The 17,954-nt window shown below is 63.0% G+C and carries 17 protein-coding genes; 12 read left to right on the top strand and 5 right to left on the bottom strand.

Features of this window, described 5'->3' with window-relative positions; all coding sequences use genetic code 11:
- Nucleotides 1-49 precede the first annotated feature (49 nt).
- The 3 genes from CD932_RS07355 to yjgA form a co-directional block, all read right to left on the bottom strand.
- Nucleotides 50-718, bottom strand: a complete 669-nt coding sequence (locus CD932_RS07355; protein WP_094442064.1) for an alpha/beta hydrolase — start codon at nucleotides 716-718, stop codon at nucleotides 50-52.
- Nucleotides 715-1,347 carry a molybdopterin adenylyltransferase gene (mog, locus tag CD932_RS07350; RefSeq protein WP_094442063.1) on the bottom strand — a complete coding sequence of 211 codons (633 nt, stop codon included), beginning with the start codon at nucleotides 1,345-1,347 and terminating at the stop codon, nucleotides 715-717. Before mog ends, CD932_RS07355 begins: the two co-directional genes overlap by 4 nt.
- A gap of 91 nt (nucleotides 1,348-1,438) precedes the next feature.
- A complete protein-coding gene (yjgA, locus tag CD932_RS07345; protein ID WP_094442062.1) occupies nucleotides 1,439-2,038 on the bottom strand; it encodes a ribosome biogenesis factor YjgA in 600 nt (199 codons plus the stop codon).
- Nucleotides 2,039-2,130: 92 nt separating this feature from the next.
- Here yjgA and pmbA point away from each other — a divergent pair, with 92 nt between their 5' ends.
- The 3 genes from pmbA (at nucleotide 2,131) to CD932_RS07330 (ending at nucleotide 7,358) form a co-directional block, all read left to right on the top strand.
- Nucleotides 2,131-3,483: a metalloprotease PmbA gene (gene pmbA, locus CD932_RS07340; protein ID WP_094442061.1), complete on the top strand. Its 1,353-nt coding sequence runs from the start codon at nucleotides 2,131-2,133 to the stop codon at nucleotides 3,481-3,483.
- Nucleotides 3,484-3,633: 150 nt separating this feature from the next.
- Nucleotides 3,634-6,036, top strand: coding sequence for a TonB-dependent siderophore receptor (locus CD932_RS07335; RefSeq protein ID WP_217907241.1), 2,403 nt, complete (start codon nucleotides 3,634-3,636; stop codon nucleotides 6,034-6,036).
- Between the two features lie 17 nt (nucleotides 6,037-6,053).
- Nucleotides 6,054-7,358: an aminotransferase class V-fold PLP-dependent enzyme gene (locus CD932_RS07330; protein ID WP_094442060.1), complete on the top strand. Its 1,305-nt coding sequence runs from the start codon at nucleotides 6,054-6,056 to the stop codon at nucleotides 7,356-7,358.
- Here CD932_RS07330 and CD932_RS07325 read toward each other — a convergent pair.
- Nucleotides 7,355-8,479 (bottom strand): M14-type cytosolic carboxypeptidase, encoded by a 1,125-nt coding sequence (locus tag CD932_RS07325; protein WP_094442059.1) that lies wholly within the window; start codon nucleotides 8,477-8,479, stop codon nucleotides 7,355-7,357. The two genes, CD932_RS07330 and CD932_RS07325, sit on opposite strands and share 4 nt — an antisense overlap.
- A 320-nt stretch (nucleotides 8,480-8,799) precedes the next feature.
- On the bottom strand, nucleotides 8,800-9,726 hold the full coding sequence (gene paaX, locus CD932_RS07320) for a phenylacetic acid degradation operon negative regulatory protein PaaX (protein ID WP_094442058.1): 927 nt from the start codon (nucleotides 9,724-9,726) through the stop codon (nucleotides 8,800-8,802).
- A 235-nt stretch (nucleotides 9,727-9,961) separates the two neighbouring features.
- On the opposite strand from paaX, the gene paaA reads away from it, so the two are divergent.
- Genes paaA through paaK form a run of 9 tightly spaced genes read left to right on the top strand, consistent with a single transcriptional unit; the run spans nucleotide 9,962 to nucleotide 17,927 of the window.
- Complete coding sequence (paaA, locus tag CD932_RS07315) at nucleotides 9,962-10,951, top strand: 1,2-phenylacetyl-CoA epoxidase subunit PaaA (protein WP_094442057.1); 990 nt, start codon at nucleotides 9,962-9,964, stop codon at nucleotides 10,949-10,951.
- Nucleotides 10,952-10,977: 26 nt separating this feature from the next.
- A complete protein-coding gene (gene paaB, locus CD932_RS07310; protein ID WP_034746356.1) occupies nucleotides 10,978-11,262 on the top strand; it encodes a 1,2-phenylacetyl-CoA epoxidase subunit PaaB in 285 nt (94 codons plus the stop codon).
- Between the two features lie 14 nt (nucleotides 11,263-11,276).
- Nucleotides 11,277-12,044, top strand: a complete 768-nt coding sequence (gene paaC, locus CD932_RS07305) for a 1,2-phenylacetyl-CoA epoxidase subunit PaaC (RefSeq protein WP_094442056.1) — start codon at nucleotides 11,277-11,279, stop codon at nucleotides 12,042-12,044.
- Entirely contained in the window at nucleotides 12,044-12,583 is a 540-nt protein-coding gene (gene paaD, locus CD932_RS07300) for a 1,2-phenylacetyl-CoA epoxidase subunit PaaD (protein WP_094442055.1), read from the top strand. The genes paaC and paaD overlap by 1 nt, the downstream gene beginning before the upstream one ends.
- Before the next feature lie 36 nt (nucleotides 12,584-12,619).
- Complete coding sequence (paaE, locus tag CD932_RS07295; RefSeq protein WP_094442054.1) at nucleotides 12,620-13,699, top strand: 1,2-phenylacetyl-CoA epoxidase subunit PaaE; 1,080 nt, start codon at nucleotides 12,620-12,622, stop codon at nucleotides 13,697-13,699.
- Nucleotides 13,700-13,750: 51 nt separating this feature from the next.
- Nucleotides 13,751-14,542: a 2-(1,2-epoxy-1,2-dihydrophenyl)acetyl-CoA isomerase PaaG gene (gene paaG, locus CD932_RS07290; protein ID WP_094442053.1), complete on the top strand. Its 792-nt coding sequence runs from the start codon at nucleotides 13,751-13,753 to the stop codon at nucleotides 14,540-14,542.
- 1 nt (nucleotide 14,543) lies between these two features.
- Nucleotides 14,544-16,109: a 3-hydroxyacyl-CoA dehydrogenase PaaH gene (paaH, locus tag CD932_RS07285; protein ID WP_094442052.1), complete on the top strand. Its 1,566-nt coding sequence runs from the start codon at nucleotides 14,544-14,546 to the stop codon at nucleotides 16,107-16,109.
- Nucleotides 16,102-16,554, top strand: a complete 453-nt coding sequence (gene paaI, locus CD932_RS07280) for a hydroxyphenylacetyl-CoA thioesterase PaaI (protein WP_094442051.1) — start codon at nucleotides 16,102-16,104, stop codon at nucleotides 16,552-16,554. Before paaH ends, paaI begins: the two co-directional genes overlap by 8 nt.
- A 44-nt stretch (nucleotides 16,555-16,598) precedes the next feature.
- Nucleotides 16,599-17,927, top strand: coding sequence for a phenylacetate--CoA ligase PaaK (paaK, locus tag CD932_RS07275; protein ID WP_094442050.1), 1,329 nt, complete (start codon nucleotides 16,599-16,601; stop codon nucleotides 17,925-17,927).
- Nucleotides 17,928-17,954: the final 27 nt, after the last annotated feature.

Raw genomic sequence — 17,954 nt, 5'->3', positions numbered from 1 at the left:
CGTCAGGAAGTGAAGCAACAGGCGCGGCGCAATCCGCGCCTGTCTTGTTTTAGCCCAGCACTTTTTTCAGCCAGGCGCCGATCGCGTCGATTTCTTCCTGGCACAGCGAATGCTGCATGCGGTAGGTATGCCATTCCAGCTGGTAGCCCATGCCGGTCAGCAAATCGCGCGACTGTTCGGCGCGGGCGATCAGCACCACCGGGTCGGCCGTGCCGTGCGCCATAAAGATCGGCGTTTGCAGGCTGCCCGGGGTGCGCTCGGCCGCCGTCTTGTCGGCCAGCGGCAGGTAACCGGACAGGCACATCAGGCCGGCCAATGGTTCGGGATGGCGCAAGCCCGTTTGCAAGGCCATGGCGCAGCCTTGCGAAAAGCCGGCCAGGATAATGCGGCTGGCGGGGATGCCGCGCGCTTTTTCGCGCGCGATCAGCGCTTCGATCTGTGCCTGCGAGGCGCGCAGGCCGGTTTCGTCCTCGCGGCGCACCAGATCGCTCGACACAATGTCGTACCAGGCGCGCATCACATAGCCGTTGTTGATGGTGACGGGCATGGTGCCGGCGCTCGGGAAGATAAAGCGGATGGCGGGACAGCCGTGCAGGTCGAGTTCCTTGACCAGCGGCACGAAGTCATTGCCGTCGGCGCCCAGGCCGTGCATCCAGATAATCGAGACGGTAGTGTCGGGTGCGCTGTCGAGTTCGATAGTTTCCAGCAAAGTGCTCATGGTTTTTCCTCTTCAATAGTGTGCGCCGGACGCAGCGCCGATTTGGGACGGAAGGCCTTGCATACGGCCGGGTCGGTTTCCATGTACGGGCCACCAATCAGGTCGATGCAATAGGGTACGGCGGCAAAGATGCCGCTCACCAGTTGCTTGCCGTCGGCATCCTTCAGGCCTTCCAGGGTTTCCTTGATGGCTTTCGGCTGGCCCGGCAGATTCATGATCAGGCAGGCGCGCTCGGGCGTTTCGCGGATCACCGCCACCTGGCGCGACAAAATGGCCGTCGGCACGAATTGCAGGCTGATCTGGCGCATCTGTTCGCCAAAGCCCGGCATCTCTTTCGTGCCCACCGACAAGGTTGCATCTGGCGTCACATCGCGCCGCGCCGGTCCCGTGCCGCCGGTGGTCAGGATCAAATGGCAATGGTTGAGGTCGACCATGTCGATCAGCGTGTTTTCAATCTGCGAGCGTTCGTCGGGGATCAAGCGCGTTTCCAGTCGGTAAGGCGTGCGCAGGGCGGCCGCCAGCCAGCTTTCCAGCGCGGGGATGCCCTGGTCTTCATACACGCCGCCGCTGGCGCGGTCCGAGATCGACACGAGGCCGATAATCAATTCGTCTTCGAGAGTGGTTGCCATCGGTCACCTGTAAAAGAGTGGGGGAGCGTAAAAACAAGAAAACCGGGATTATCCCGGTTTTTGCGCTGCACCGGGGACCTGCCCCAAGCGCTTATTCGTCTTCGTCGGCGTCAACGCCCTCTTCATCCGCATCATCCTTGCCGCCATTGTTCTTCTTGGCAATTTGCTTGAGGATCTGGAAGATTTCGCGGTAGGCTTTCGGCGGCTTGTTCTCGGCCTGCTCCTTGCGGGCATTGCGGATCAGGGTGCGCAGGTGCTGCACGTCGAGCTCCGGGTTTTCCGACAGCAAAACCGTCAGCGCCTTGTCGTCCGTCAGCAGCTTGTCGCGGCGGCGTTCCATTGCGTGCATGGCGGCCGTGTCGGCTTTCGACAAGCCTTTCCAGCTGTCGATGGTGCGCTGGATGGCGGCCACTTCGTCTTCGTCGAGGGTGCGCATTTTCTTGCCGACATATTGCAGCTGGCGGCGGCGGCCTTCGTGATCCTTGATCAGCTGGCATTCGAGGATGGCGTCGCGCACGTCTTCCGGCATCGGCACGCGCTTGACGCGGTCGCGCGCTTCATTGACTAATTCTTCGCCCAGCTTTTGCAGGACGGTCATCTGGCGCTTGAGTTCCGACTTCGAAGGACGTTCATATTCCTGTTCGAATTCGGACGATTGGAAGCCGCAAGCTCCCCGGTTTGGATTTGGCATGATAAGGCGGGATTGGCCTCGTTGGCCGCACCTGTAAACTGTAAACGACTGCTATGATAACCTTTTTAGGGCCTCTCCGAAGAAAACAGCACATGAACGAGTCCGTATTTACCCATAGTCAAGAGCAATTGCAGCAACTTGCCCGTGATGTGTTGTCTTTTGCGCGCGCAGCGGGCGGCAGCGATGCGGCGGTCGAAGTGAGCGAAGGCGGCGGCCTGTCCGTTTCTGTACGAAAAGGCAAGATCGAGACCATCGAGCAGAACCGCGACAAGGGCATGGGCGTGACCGTATTTGTCGGCAAAAAACGCGGTAATGCCAGCACCTCCGATTTTTCACCTGCGGCCCTGCGCGCCACCGTCGACGCGGCCTGCAATATCGCCCGCTTCACGGCCGAGGACGATTGCGCGGGCCTGGCCGACGCCGACATGCTGGAAATGGCGCCGCGCGACCTGCAGCTGTTCTACCCGTGGCGCATTTCCACCGAAGAAGCCGTGGTGCTGGCGCAGCGCGGCGAGGCGGCCGCCTTTGCCGTCGATCCGCGCATCACCAACAGCGAAGGCGCCAGCGTGCATGTGCAGCAGTCGCACTTTGTGTCGGCCAACTCGCGCGGCTTTATCGGCGGCTATCCGTTTTCGCGCCATACCCTGTCGGTGGCGCCGATTGCCGGCAAGGGCGCCAACATGCAGCGCGACGACTGGTATTGTTCGGTGCGCGATGCCGCCAGGATGTCGAGCCCTGAAGCCATCGGCCGCTACGCCGCCGAACGCGCGCTGTCGCGCCTGAACGCGCGCAAGCTCGGCACGCGCACCTGCCCGGTACTGTTCGAGGCGCCATTGGCCGCAGGCCTGCTGGGCACCTATGTGCAGGCAACGTCCGGCGGCGCGCTGTACCGCCAGTCCACTTTCCTCAACGATGCACTCGGCACGCAAGTGTTGCCCGATCATGTGCAGATCTTCGAAGACCCGCATGTGATCGGCGGCGTCGGTTCGGCGCCATTCGACGAGGAGGGCGTGAAAACCGTCAGCCGCGAGGTGGTCAGGGATGGCGTGGTGCAAGGCTATTTCCTGTCGACCTATACGGCGCGCAAGCTGGGCATGCAGACCACGGGCAACGCGGGCGGCTCGCACAACCTGTATATGACGTCGAGCCTGACGCGGCCCACCGATGACTTTGTCGCCATGCTGAAAAAGCTCGGCACGGGCCTGCTGGTGACGGAACTGATGGGGCAGGGCACGAACTACGTGACGGGCGACTATTCGCGCGGCGCGTCGGGCTTCTGGGTGGAAAACGGCGTGATTCAATATCCGGTGGAAGAGATCACGATTGCCGGCAACATGAAGGATATGCTGCGCCATATCGTCGCCATCGGCGCCGATGTGCTACGCCGCGGCACCAAGGAAACCGGCTCCATTTTGATCGAGAGCATGGTGGTGGCGGGCGGTTGACGCTTGCCGTCACCATCCCCATCCCCGCAAGGCGCCGCTGGCGCCTTTTTTTGGTGCCGGCAGGTCATACGGCGGACATATTCGCTTCGTATGATGTGGCTGCTTCAAAAGCGCCGCCCTGTCTCGTTCACCCTGTTTGAAAAATCTCCCATGACACCTGTCCGTACCCGCATCGCCCATGCCGTGGCCCTGATGTGCGCCCTGAACGCCGTACTGGCCAGCCCGGCGCAAGCCCATGGCGATGCATCCGCCGCCGCCAATGATGCCGTCGACACCGCGCAAGCGGTGATCGTCACCGGCACGCGTGGCAGCAACCGCACCCAGTTCGACACGATGGCGCCGGTCGATGTGTTCAACCGCGCAGATATCGCCGCCGTGGAATCGTCGGACCTGAACGATGTGCTGGCGCAGCTGGTGCCGTCCTATGTGGTGCAGCGTTTGCCGATGGCTGACGGCCAGGTGTTCGTACGCCCCGCCACCTTGCGCGGCCTGTCGCCGGACCAGACGCTGGTGCTGGTCAACGGCAAGCGTTTTCACCGCAGCGCATTGCTGGGAGCACGCGGCGCGCAGGCGCCCGACCTGGCGCAGATCCCCGTGTCGGCCATCAAGCGCATCGAGGTGCTGCGCGACGGCGCCTCGGCCCAGTACGGCTCGGACGCGATTGCCGGCGTGATCAATATCATTCTCGACGACACGGTCGGCACGGAAGTCTCCGTGCACCATTCGCAATACTCGGAAGGCGACGGCAAGGCCAACGAACTCAATCTGAAAACGGGCTTTGCCTTTGGCGAGACGGGCAAGGCCAGCATTTTCGGCGCGCTGGCCAAGTCCGACCCCACCTCGCGCACGCGCCAGCGCGCCGACGCCATCGCTTTCCAGCAGGCTCATCCTGAACTGAAGGTGCCGAACCCGGTACAGCGCTGGGGCCAGCCTGAACTGGACAGCAAGCGCCTCGGCTTCAACGCCAGCATGGCGCTGTCCGACACCGCCGAGCTGTACGGCTTTGGCCTGGTCAGCCGCAGCGACGGCACGTCCGACTTCAACTGGCGCAATCCCGACACCAGCACCGGCGCCTATAAAACCAGCACGCTGTTTCCGGGCTGGGACCTGCGCAGCGTGTATCCGCTCGGTTTCAGCCCCAGCTATTCGAATGACCAGGACGATGTGCAACTGGTGGCCGGCGTGCGCGGCCATGTCACCGATCGCCTGGGCTGGGATGCCAGCGCTTCGTATGGCCGCAACCGCATCGACTACCACCTGGCCAATTCCATCAATGCGTCGATGGGGCCAGGCAGCCCGACGGCCTTTTACCTGGGCCAGCTGTCGCAGACGGAAAAAATCCTCAATGTCAACTTCAACTATGAATTGCCAATCGCCGCGCTGCCGCAACCGGTCAATATCGCCTTTGGCATGGAAGCGCGCAATGAAACCTATGGCGTGACGGCCGGCGACACGGCGTCGTGGACGGTAGGGCCGGGCGCGGCGGTTGGCCTGGACGCCAACGCCAACGGCGCGCCCGGCTTCAGCAGCCGCCAGGCGGGCAGCTGGGGCCAGGACAGTTCTGCGGCCTACCTCGATGTGGAAGTGCCGGTGACCCGGGCGCTGAGCCTGGGCGGCGCGGCCCGCTACGAGCATTTCTCGGAGTTCGGCGGCACCGTCAACGGCAAGCTGTCGGCGCGCTATGCGCTCAGCGACAATCTTGCCCTGCGCGGCTCGTACTCGACGGGTTTTCGCGCGCCGACGCCGGGCCAGTCCAACACCAACAGCACCAGCCAGGGCCTCGACACCAAGACCCTGCTGCTGTTTACCAGCGGCCGCCTGGCCAATAACGACCCGCTGGCGGTGCTGCTGGGCGCGCAGGCCCTGAAGCCGGAAAAATCGAAAAACCTGTCGCTGGGGTTGACCTGGAAGACGCCGGCAGGCTTTTCCGGCTCCGTCGATGTGTATGACATCAAGGTCAGCGACCGCTTCAGCACCTCTGCCGCGTTTGCCGTGCCGGCCGGCGTGGCCAATCCGCTGCGCTACACCTCGGTCAGCTATTTCACGAACGACTTCGACACCACCACGCGCGGCATCGACATCGTCGGCAGCCACCTGAGCCGCTTCGGCGACGGCAAGCTGAACCTGACCCTGGCCTACAACTACAACACCACCAAAGTCGACGGCGGTAACTCCAGCCTGGTGACCAATGCGGCGCAGCGCCAGGTGTTCGAGGAACGGTTGCCGCGCCAGAAAGCCACCATCAGCGGCAACTACGAGCTGGGCAACTGGAATACCCTGGCCCGCGTGCGCTACTATGGCGCGTGGACCGACAATTCCGGCAATGCCACCGGCGACATCTTCCAGCGCTTTGGCGCCCGGCAGTTTTTCGACCTGGCGGCCAGCTACAGGATCACTGCGGGGCAATCGTTACGGGTGGGCATCGACAATCTGTTCGATACCTATCCGGAAGAAGCGAGTTTCCAGGCCAGCCGCGGCCTGATCTATTCACGCAACGCGCCCTACGATACGGATGGCCGCAACCTGTATGTTGAGTACAACGTCAAATTTTAAGGGGGCGCAGCTTGAAAATGAATCCACAACGCCGTTTGCTGTGCGCCAGTTCGCTGGCCGCCGCGCTGCCGCTGCTGTCGGGCGGCACCGCCATGGCCGCGCCCGCCATGCCAGGCTTGCCGGCCATTCCCGCCGGCACCTCGCCCGAGGCGCTGGCCGGCAACCAGGCCTACTGGCAGGCGGTGGCCGCGCAGTACGACGTTACCGATGAGGTGGTGCAGCTCGATAACGGTTACTGGGGTTCGATGAACCGGTCCGTGCTGGCGCATTACCAGCAGCAAGTGGCAATGGTCAACCGCGACAACGCCTGGTATGCGCGCATGCGCTTTCCGGCCGACTTCGAAGCGGCGCGGGCGGCGGCCGCCACGGCGCTGGGCGTGGGAACAGACGAGATCGTGTTGACGCGCGGCGCCACCGAAGCGCTGCAAACCCTGATCGCCGGCTACAACCGTCTGCGCCCGGGCGATACGGTGCTGTACGCCGATATCGATTACGACAATATGATCACGGTCACGCGCTGGCTGGAACAGCGGCGCGGCGCCCAGGTAGTGTCGATTAATATGCCCGAGCCGTTCACGCACGACGGCGTGATCGCGGCCTATGCGCAGGCGATGGCGCGCCACCCGAAGCTGAAAATGATGCTGCTCACGCATGTGAACCATCGCAATGGCATGGTGCTGCCGGTGGCCGAGATCAGCCGCATGGCGCGCGAACGCGGCATCGATGTGATCGTCGATACGGCGCACGGCTTCGGTCAGCTCGACATGACGATCCCCGACCTGCAGGCCGACTTTGCCGGCATCAACCTGCACAAATGGATAGGCGCGCCGGTGGGCGTGGGCGCGCTGTATATCAAGCGTGGCAGGGTGGCCGATATCGACCCCTATATGGGGGAGGTGATGGGCGATGATATCCGCACCCGCGTGCATACGGGCACGGTGAACTTTGCCGCCTACCTGAGCTTGCCGCTGGCGCTGGACACGCATGCGCAGATCGGCGTGGCCAACAAAGAGGCGCGGCTGCGGCTGCTGCGCAACCGCTGGGTGGAAGCGGCGCGCGGCATCAAGGGGATTGAAGTATTGGCGTCGAGCGATCCGCGCCTGACCAGCGCCATCGCCTCGTTCCGCCTCAAAGGGAAAACCAGCGTGGCCGACAATTTTGCCTTGTCGAAAAAGCTGGTGCAACAGCACGGCGTGTTTGCCGTGCCGCGCGATGGCCTGGCGTCGGGCGCATGCCTGCGCGTGACGCCAGCCATCTTTACGCCCGAGTCGCACCTGGACCGGCTGGTGGCAGCCTTGCGCCAGGTGGCGAAAGAAGCTTAAGCGCGCAGGCTCGACAGGATCGGCTGCAACACTGCCCCACCCAGGGCGGCGCTGCGTGCGCCGCTCCAGCCGGTTTGCTGATCGGGGTCGTTGGCATTGTCCTTGAACGGCAATTCCAGCGTCAGCGACAGGCAAGCGAAGGCGTGCGTGACATGGGGCGAGCCCATGGTCAGCACTTCCGGCGTGAACGGGCCGTCTTCGTAGCCGTGCTCATCCTGGAAGTCGGGGCTGGCCACCTTGAAATCGGCGATAAAGCGGTCTTGCGCGGCCTTTTGTGCTGGCGTGAAATTTTCCAGCGCATCGCTGCCGGCCACGAACACATACGGCAAGCCTTCGTCGCCATGCACGTCGAGGAACAGGTCGCAGCCGATTTCATGCATCTTCTGTTTCACCAGGAATACTTCCGGGCTGCGTTCCATGCTTGGCGTCATCCATTCGCGGTTCAGGTTGGCACCGGCCGCATTGGTGCGCAGGTTGCCGTGTACGGAGCCGTCCGGATTCATGTTCGGCACCACGTAGAACACGGCGTCCTGCAGGCACTGGCGGGCAAACGGGTTGGCCTGGTCCAGCAGCGCTTCGAGCATGCCTTCGACAAACCATTCGGCCATCGTTTCGCCCGGATGCTGGCGCGCGATCACCCACACTTTTTTCTCCGCATCGGCGTCGCCGACCACCAGCAAATTCATGTCGCGCCCTTCCACCGTGCTGCCCAGGTCGACCAGGCGCACCAGCGGCGACGCTTGCGCGCTGTCGATCAGCGCCAGGTGGCGGTCCCAGGGATACGGCTCGAAATAGGCGTAATACACGCTTTCTTCTTCGGGCGTATGTTCGATCGTCATGACGGTGCCGTCATAGCTGGTCGGCACGCGGAACCAGGTTTCGCGGTCGTAGCTGGCCACGGCCTGGTAGTCCTTCCAGCCGTCCGGGTAGGCACACTTGCCTGCGTTCATGAAGCGGATCGTGCAGGCCTCGCCTTGCGCACCCTGCAGGCGGAAGTAAAACCACTGCGTGATGTCGGCGTGGGTATCCTTGCGGATGTTGAGCTCAATGGATTGCGCATCGTCGGCGCGCAGCACCTCGATCGCGCCGGCGTCGAACTGCTGGCTGATTTTAATCGTCATGATTGTTCCTGGTAAAAACAAGTTAAGGTTTGCATCGTGTGCAATGGCGCGATGATACCTGTTTTGGACCGGCAGATGGACTAAGCAAGTACGCATAAATTCTTGTGGATTCTGACTTCCATAACCGGCGCTCTGCAAGGTGGCCGACGAGGCTTGCCCGCTGCTAGCAGTGCTCGCACTGCGTCGCATCGGGCGCCTTTGCGGGAGTATCGCCTTGCAAGGCGATACCGTTGCGCAGGCGCGGGACAGGTCCCGCGAATTCCCTGCTCCGCCATCCGGTTCTGTTCGTCATAATCTCACAATAATTTCTTGGCACTTACTTAGCGCAGGCCGCCGAAGCGTTCAAAAAACCACGGCTCCACGTCCGCCGCCTGCGCGTCCTCGCGCCGCAAGGTGGCCAGGATATGTTCTTCGGCGGCCGCATAGGTGCGCCGGTACAGCGCGCGCGCCAGCGCATAGGCTTGTGTGCCGGGCCACGGTTCGGGCAGCAGTTCGACCGGCAATTGCGGGTCGTGCAGCTGCACCCGGCGGTAGGCGTGCGTGAGCAGCGAGCGGATCACGAAGGCCTGTTCGGGCGCGATGGCCGGTGCGTCCTGCAGCAGGGCCAGCAGCGGCTGGAAGCTGGCGATGAATGTTTCGTAGCCGGCCATCACTTCCGACAGATCCCAGCATTCACCCACCATCTCGCGCAGGGGCCGCGTGCTTACGCCCGGCAGCTCCGTGCTGTGGCAGACATATAGTTTGCCCTGCATCGCGTTGCGCACCAGGATGTCTTCCAGCACATCGCCATTGCTGGCCGGATGGCCGAAGATGCCCGGTGCGACCAGGCCATAGCCGGCCCACAGCAATTCCTTGCGCAGCGCACCCCGTTCGCTGGCGTTGATATTGCCGGCCGCGCCGAGCACCAGGGTCCAGCTGCCGTCCCAATGCTTGACCAGCGGCGCGTAGATGCGGCGGTAGGCGCGCTCGAAGCGGGCCAGCGCGTCCGGGCGGATCGCGTAGGCGCTGCGGCGGCCATCCCTTTGCGCGCTGAGCCAGCCTTCCTGCGCCAGGCGGAACACGCTGGTGCGCAGCAAGCGGTCGTTGACGCCGAACGGCGCCAGCAGGTCGATCAGGCTGCCCAGCCAGATGGCGCCGCCGCGCGGCACGATGGCGTCGCCAAAAATGGTCATCACCAGCGACTTCGAGCGCGGTGGGTCATGGGCAAGAAAGTCGGCTATCCATGCGGTGCAAGCGGTGTTCTTCATGTGGTCCTGGTATGGCCGTAAGGGGATATTTTTTATAAAGGCAGCAGTCTACTTGACGCAGCGTTTGCCCTGCGCTGTGGCACGCACTATTTTCCATATGATACCTCCGTAAAAGAAACATAAGATACGGAATTTTAAAACGATTCAAATCAAGTGTATGCAAATAGATTTATGTATCGTATTATGTGTTGATCGCTTTGCGCTCCAGCGCAAACACAGACATGGGAGACAGATCATGTACGCACAAATGGTTGAAACCGGCTTGAAAAACGTTCGCTCCATCGACGACATGGGCACCGAAGAGCAGGCCTTCCAGGCACGTATCGACGCAGGCATCAAGATCGAGGCAAAGGACTGGATGCCGGACGCCTACCGCAAGACACTGATCCGCCAGATCTCGCAGCACGCCCACTCGGAAATCGTCGGTCAATTGCCAGAAGGAAATTGGGTGACGCGCGCGCCGACCCTGAAACGCAAGTCCATCCTGCTGGCCAAGATCCAGGACGAAGCGGGCCACGGCCTGTACCTGTACAGCGCGGCGGAAACGCTTGGCGTATCGCGCGACGAGCTGCTGGCCGCCTTGCATTCGGGCAAAGCCAAGTATTCGAGCATCTTCAATTATCCGACCCTGTCGTGGGCCGACATGGGCGCCATCGGCTGGCTGGTCGACGGCTCGGCCATCATCAACCAGATCCCGCTGTGCCGCTGCTCGTATGGTCCGTATGCGCGCGCCATGATTCGCGTCTGCAAGGAAGAATCGTTCCATGCGCGCCAGGGCTACGACATCATGATGTCGCTGTGCAAGGGTTCCCCCGCACAGAAAGCCATGGCGCAAGATGCGCTGAACCGCTGGTGGTGGCCGTCCCTGATGATGTTCGGCCCGTCCGACGCGGCCTCCGTCAACAGCGCCCAGTCGGCGCAATGGCGCATCAAGCTGTTCTCGAACGATGAACTGCGCCAGCGCATGGTCGACCAGACCGTGCCGCAGATCGAATACCTGGGCTTGACCGTGCCCGACCCGGACCTGAGATTGAATGCCGAAACCGGCCACTATGCATTCGGCGAGATCGACTGGTCCGAGTTCAACAATGTCTTGAAGGGCAATGGCCCGTGCAACCGCGAACGCCTGCAAACGCGCGTCAAAGCCCATGAAGACGGCGCGTGGTTCCGCGACGCCCTGGTCGCGTATGCGGATAAACAAATCGCCAGCAAAGCGGCAGCCTGAGAACATCAATAAAAGGGGAGAGCAACATGAGCAAAGAATGGCCTTTGTGGGAAGTTTTCATCCGCAGCCAGCACGGCCTGGCACACAAGCATGTGGGCAGCCTGCACGCCTCCGACGCCACCATGGCCGTCAATCATGCGCGCGACGTCTACACGCGCCGCAATGAAGGCGTGAGCATCTGGGTGGTGCGCGCCGCCGATATCGTTGCCAGCAGCCCCGGCGACAAGGGCGCCCTGTTCGAGCCGTCAAACAGCAAGGTCTACCGCCACCCCACCTTCTTCCCGATGCCGGAAGAAGTCAAGAACCTGTGACGGGAGCGATTGCAATGGACGACAAGCTCACTCAACAAAAGTTTGACTACCTGCTGCGCCTGGGCGACAACGCCCTGATCCTCAGTCAGCAGTTGTCGCAGCTGTGCGGCAAGGGGCCGGCGCTGGAAGAAGACATGGCGCTGACCAATGTCGCGCTGGACCTGCTGGGCCAGACCCGCCTGTGGTTCAGCTACGCGGCCGAACTGGAAAACGCGGACCGTGACGAGGACGATATCGCCTTTCTGCGCGACGCCCACGATTTTCAAAATTGCCTGCTGGTCGAGCAGCCGAACGGCAATTACGCCGACACCATGATGCGCCAGTTCTTCTTCGATACCTGGCACTATTTCCAGCTGCTGGAGCTGACGAAGTCAAACGATGCGCGTATCGTCGAAGTGGCGCAAAAGTCGCTCAAGGAAGTGACGTACCACCTGCGCCGCAGCGGCGACCTGGTCGTGCGCCTCGGTGACGGCACGCTTGACAGCCACCAGAAAACGCAAGCGGCCGCCGACGCGCTGTGGATGTACACGGGCGAGATGTTCCACTACGACGCGCTCGACCAGGCCATGCTTGCTGCCGGCGTCGCGCCGCCGTCCGAACCGCTGCGCGCCAGTTTTATCGAACACGTGGCCGAGATCTTTGCCGAAGCCACTCTTGCCATGCCGGCGCCCGACGCCTGGATGCAAAAGGGCGGCAAGCAGGGCACGCACACGGAACACCTGGGCTTTATCCTGGCCGAGATGCAGTTCCTGCAGCGCGCCTATCCGGGCTCAGAGTGGTAATGAACCCGCAGGCAGGCAGCCTCGACGCGGCGCAAGTCTGGGCCTGGCTGGCCGACGTGCCGGACCCGGAAATCCCCGTCATTTCGGTGGTGGACCTGGGCATCGTGCGCACCGTCGAAGTGACGGGCGCACGCGCCTGCGTGGTGACGATCACCCCGACCTATTCGGGCTGCCCGGCGATGCAGGTGATTGCGGACGCGGTCACCGAGGCCTTGCGCGCGCATGGCGTGGAGCACGTCACGCTGGTCAACCAGTTGTCGCCGGCCTGGACCACCGACTCGATGAGCGACGAGGGCAAGGCCAAGCTGAAAGGCTATGGCATCGCCCCGCCGCAGCAGCAGGTGATCGATATCAGCGGCCTTGGTAGAGGAGCAGCGGTGGGCGTCAAGCGCGTGGCCATGCCGAAGCTCGACGTGATCTGCCCGAACTGCGGATCGAACCATACGCAGCTGACCAGCCAGTTCGGCTCGACGCCCTGCAAGGCGTTGTACAAGTGCATCGATTGCCGCGAACCGTTTGATTACTTCAAGTGCCACTAAAAAAAGCAGGAAGTCCGAAGAAACTGGAGATGAAGCATGAGTAAATTTTATCCGCTGTCGGTGTCCAAGGTGCGCAATGAAACGCGCGACACCATCGCCGTCACCTTCGATGTGCCGGCGCAATTGCAGCAGCAGTTCCGCTTCCAGCAGGGCCAGCACCTGACCTTGCGCGCCCATATCAATGCGCAAGACGTGCGCCGCTCGTATTCGATCTGTTCGGCGGTGCAGGACGGCACCCTGCGCGTGGCCATCAAGCGCACGCCCGGCGGCGCGTTCTCCACCTGGGCCAACGACACCTTGAAAGCTGGCGCCACCATCGAGGTGATGCCGCCGATGGGCCACTTCAACGTGCCGCTCGACTGCGCCAACCGCAAGCACTACCTGGCCTTCGCCTCGGGCAGCGGCATCACTCCGATACTCTCCATCATCAAGACCACCCTGCTGACGGAACCATTGAGCCGTTTCACGCTGTTCTACGGTAACCGCGCCTCCTCGTCCGTGATCTTCAAGGAAGAACTGACGGACCTGAAGGATGTGTACCTGGAGCGCCTGAACCTGGTCTACGTGATGAGCCGCGAGCAACAGGACATCGAACTGTTCAACGGCCGCATCACGCAGGAAAAATGCGAGCAGTTTTTGCGGCACTGGATCCGTGTGGAGGACTACGACCACGCCTTTATCTGCGGCCCGGAAGACATGATGCTGGGCGTGTCCGCCGCGCTGCAGGAAGCCGGCATGCCCAGGCAGAACATCAAGATCGAACTGTTCGCCGCCAGCATCCCGAAAAATGCCCACCAGCCGCGCGCCCGGCTCGACGCGGGCGCCGTCAAGGAAACGGAAGTGACCGTTATTTTGGACGGCAACCACACCACCTTCACGATGGACAAGGACAAGGAATCGATCCTCGACGCCGGCCTGCGGCAAGGCATCGACATGCGCTATTCCTGCAAGGGCGGCGTGTGCTCCACCTGCCGCTGCAAGGTCCTTGACGGCAAGGTCGAGATGGACGTCAACTACGCGCTGGAAGACTACGAAGTGGCGCGCGGCTTTGTGCTCAGTTGCCAGAGTTTTCCTGTCACCGACAAGGTGGTTGTCGATTTCGACCAGGCTGAATAAAGCCGGTTCCCGATTGACGCCCTGCGACACCCATTAAAAAAGCGAGACGCCATGAGCTACCAGAATATTCTCTTTACCATCGAGCAGGGCATCGCCACGCTCACCCTGAACCGCCCCGACAAACTGAACAGCTTCACCCAGGCCATGCACGAGGAAGTGCGCGACGCAATTGGCCGTGTCAACGTTGATACGTCCGTGCGCGTGTTCGTGCTGACTGGCGCCGGCCGGGGTTTCTGCGCCGGCCAGGATCTGTCCGACCGCGCCGTGGAACCCGGTTCGACAGGCGTGGACCTGGGCGAGTCGGTGGAAAAAAACTATGCGCCGCTGGTGCTGGCCTTGAAGGCTTTGCCGATGCCGGTGATCTGCGCCGTCAACGGCGTGGCCGCCGGCGCGGGCGCCAACCTGGCGCTGGCCTGCGATATCGTGATCGCCGGAAAGTCTGCGAGCTTTGTGGAGGTGTTCTGCAAGCTGGGCCTGATTCCCGACACGGGCGGCACCTTCTTTTTGCCGCGTCTGGTCGGCTCGGCGCGCGCCATGGGCATGGCCATGCTGGGCGAAAAACTGACGGCCGAAAAAGCCGAAGACTGGGGCCTGATCTGGAAGTGCGTGGACGACGCCGAGCTGGCGCAAGAAACGCGCAAGCTGGCCGTGCATTTTTCCACCGCGCCGACCAAGGGCCTGGCGTTCACCAAACAGGCGCTGGCTCTCAGTGGCGCCAACACCCTGGCGCAGCAGCTGGCGCTGGAAGCGCGCATGATGAGCGAACTCGGTAACAGCGACGACTACCGCGAGGGTGTAGCCGCCTTTCTGGAAAAACGCGCACCACAATTCAAGGGACACTAAGATGGCAGCTCTGGACAACAACAGCATAGTCGCCGTGATCGGCAGCGGCGCCATGGGTGCCGGCATCGCGCAGGTTGCCGCCGCTGCCGGCTATCGTGTGAAGCTCTACGACACGCGCCCCGAGGCCGTCAGCAAGGCGCTGGCGGACATCGGCAAGATGTATGTGAAACTGGCCGAAAAAGGCCGCATGACGGCGCAGCAAGCCCAGGATGCCAGCGCGCGCCTGCAGGGCGCCGCCAGCCTGCAAGACGCGTCCGATGCGGCGCTGGTGGTCGAAGCCATCGTCGAAAACCTCGACGTCAAGCGCAGCCTGTTTGCAGACCTGGAAGCGCTGGTGGACGACGACTGCATCCTGGCCACCAATACCTCGTCGATTTCCGTCACGGCGATTGCGGCCAAACTGCGCCATCCCGAACGCCTGGTCGGCATGCACTTCTTTAACCCGGTGCCGCTGATGGCGCTGGTCGAAGTGGTCAGTGGGCTGGCCACCAGCGACGAGGTCGCAACTACCGTCCACGACACCGCGCTGGCCTGGGGCAAGCAGCCCGTGCACGCAAAGTCGACGCCGGGCTTTATCGTCAACCGCGTGGCCCGTCCATTCTATGCGGAAGGCTGGCGCCTGTTGAACGAGCAGGCCGGCGACGCCGCCACCATCGACGCGGTGTTGCGCGAAGCGGGCGGCTTCCGCATGGGGCCGTTCGAGCTGATGGACCTGATCGGTCACGACGTCAATTTCTCGGTCACGCAATCGGTGTTCGGCGCCTACTTCAATGATCCGCGCTTTACGCCGTCGGTGCTGCAGCAGGAAATGGTCAACGCGGGCTTTTTGGGCCGCAAGTCGGGCCGGGGGTTTTACCGGTATGGCGAAGGCGCCAGCATCCCCGACGCACAGCAGGAAAGCACCCAGCCACGCCCTGAAGTGGTGGCCTTGTCCAGCGCCGTCGGCGGCGACGGCCGTGGCCACAGCGGCATCGTTCACGCGCTGGTGCGGCGCCTGGAAGCGGCCGGCATCAATCTCACCAGCCGCGTCACGCTCGAAGGCCAGGTCAGCGACACGGCGCCGGCGCTGCATTGCAACGGCGCCGCGATCTACCTCACCGATGGCCGCAGCGCCACCCAGCGCGCGCACGACAACAACCACGCCGACACGGTGCTGTTCGACCTGGCGCTCGACTACGCCAGCGCAAAACGCGTGGCGCTGGCGCGCGCCGACCAGTGCGGCGACGAAGCGTACAACGCCGCCGTCGGCCTGTTCCAGGCGGCCGGTTTTACGGTCACCCGCCTGGACGACGTGCCGGGCCTGGCCGTGATGCGCACGGTGGCCATGCTGGCCAATGAAGCGGCCGACGCCGTCCACCAGGGCGTGTGCACGGCGGCGGCCGTCGATATCGCCATGCAAAAGGGCGTCAACTATCCGCGCGGCCCGCTGGCCTGGGCCGATGCGGTCGGCGTCCAACATATCGTCGCCGTGCTGCACCACCTGGCGCAAGGCTATGGCGAAGACCGCTACCGTGTCTCGCCGCTGCTGCGCCGCAAACTCGCCAATGGAGCACTGTTTCATGCATAAGCAAGCCTCTGACCACGCAGCACAAGAGCTGGCCGAAGCGGCCGCCGCCTCCATGTTGTCGCGCGACAGCGCCACCGCCGTCCTGGGCATCGCCCTGCTTGAGGTCGGCCCCGGCCATGCGCGCATGACCATGACCGTGCGAGCGGACATGCTCAACGGCCATCGAAGCTGCCACGGCGGCTTTATCTTCGCCCTGGCCGACAGCGCCTTTGCGTTTGCCTGCAACAGCTACAACCTCAACACGGTTGGCGCCGGCTGCACCATCGACTACCTGGCGCCGGGCCGCGAGGGCGACGTGCTGGTGGCCGAGGCCATCGAGCAGGCGCTGGCCGGCAAGAGCGGCGTCTACGACGTCAGGGTCTGCAACCAGGAAGGCCGCGCCATCGCGCTGTTTCGCGGCAAGTCGATCCGCGTGGCCGGTGAAGTGATCCAAGAGCAGGCTTGAACTGCCCCAACACCGAACAGTTAAAGAATCAACAGGAGACAATCATGGTCCAACGAAGCCCAGCCCCGAATGACCTCGAACCGATCGAGCGCGCCAGCAAGGACGAACTGCAGGCGCTGCAGCTCGAACGCATGCAATGGACGCTCAGGCACGCCTATGACAATGTGCCGCATTACCGCGCCGCCTTTGACGAAGCCGGCGTGCATCCGGACGACCTCAAATCCTTGTCCGACATTGCCAGGTTTCCGTTCACCGATAAAAAGGTCTTGCGCGACAATTATCCGTTCGGCCTGTTTGCCGTGCCGCGCGAGCAGGTGGTGCGCATCCACGCCTCGAGCGGCACCACCGGCAAGGCCACGGTGGTCGGCTACACGCAGAACGATATCGATACCTGGGCTACTGTGGTGGCGCGTTCGATCCGCGCCGGCGGTGGCCGCGCGGGCGACATGGTGCATATCTCGTATGGCTACGGCCTGTTTACGGGAGGCCTGGGCGCCCACTACGGCGCCGAGCGTCTGGGCTGCACGGTGATCCCGATGTCGGGCGGGCAGACGGAAAAACAGGTGCAGCTGATCCAGGACTTCAAGCCGTCCATCATCATGGTCACGCCGTCGTACATGCTCAACATCATCGAGGAATTCACGCGCCAGGGCCTGGACCCGGCTGACTCCTCGCTGAAAGTCGGCATCTTCGGCGCCGAGCCGTGGACCGACGCCATGCGCGCAGAGATCGAAGCGCGCGCCGGCATCGACGCGGTCGATATCTACGGCCTGTCCGAAGTGATGGGCCCTGGCGTGGCCTCCGAATGCATCGAGAGCAAGGACGGCCCCGTCATCTGGGAAGACCATTTCTACCCCGAGATCATCGACCCGGAAACGGGCGAAGTGCTGCCGGACGGCGAAGAGGGCGAACTGGTATTCACGTCGCTGTCGAAAGAGGCGCTGCCGATTATCCGCTACCGCACGCGCGACCTGACCCGCTTGCTGCCGCCGACCTCGCGTTCGATGCGCCGCATCGGCAAGATCACGGGCCGCTCGGACGACATGCTGATCATCCGCGGCGTGAACGTGTTCCCCACGCAGATCGAAGAGCTGATTCTGAAGATGCCGAAGCTGGCGCCGCAGTATCAACTGGTGGTCACGCGCGACGGCCATCTGGACAAGCTCGAAGTGGTCGTCGAACTGCGCATCGACCTGGGCACGACGCCGTCGGCCGGCGACACCGAGGCTCTCGCGCGCGAGCTCGAACAGCGTATCAAGACCCATGTGGGCGTGAGCACCCGCGTGCGCCTGGTGGCCGCCGCCGGCATCGAACGCACCTTGACGGGCAAGGCCAGGCGCGTGCTCGACCAGCGTCCGAAGATCCTGGCGTAACACGGCTTCAGGGCGCATGCCATGGGC

Source organism: Janthinobacterium sp. PC23-8, from assembly GCF_002250505.1.
Lineage (GTDB): Bacteria > Pseudomonadota > Gammaproteobacteria > Burkholderiales > Burkholderiaceae_D > Janthinobacterium.
This window is presented reverse-complemented; position numbering and strand designations above follow the sequence as displayed.